The sequence below is a fragment of the Brevibacillus sp. SIMBA_040 genome (assembly GCF_046535075.1).
Classification (GTDB): Bacteria; Bacillota; Bacilli; order Brevibacillales; family Brevibacillaceae; genus Brevibacillus.
In genome coordinates this window covers 1-264 of record NZ_JAWRXI010000230.1, presented here as the reverse complement: position 1 = coordinate 264, position 264 = coordinate 1, and the positions used below count along the sequence as shown (strand labels likewise).

Sequence of the window (264 nt, the reverse complement as noted above, 5' to 3'; positions counted from 1 at the left end):
AAGCCGAAATACTCCTTTAATTCTGATGAAAATCGATTACAGCCTCAAAACAACGGAATCACTCAAGATCATCCCCGACCATTCAGATTATCCTTTCAAAAGTTTACAGATTAAAGTGAAGCCCCCGTACTATTATCTTTATGACGGAACTGTGCCTGTCATTTATCGGGGTATATTAAACAATTCTGCCGCTAAAACAATCAGTAAAGGGGATGCGTTCTTCTCCCAGTTGGCGGTAATAGATTCGTCTCACTTTATTCTTCG

Annotated in this window: 1 protein-coding gene; it reads left to right on the top strand. The window is 39.8% G+C overall.

All coding sequences use genetic code 11. The features are described from left to right. Positions 1-264, top strand: a 264-nt coding sequence (locus tag SB752_RS32655) for a hypothetical protein (RefSeq protein ID WP_410719538.1), incomplete at both ends; no start/stop codon positions are given.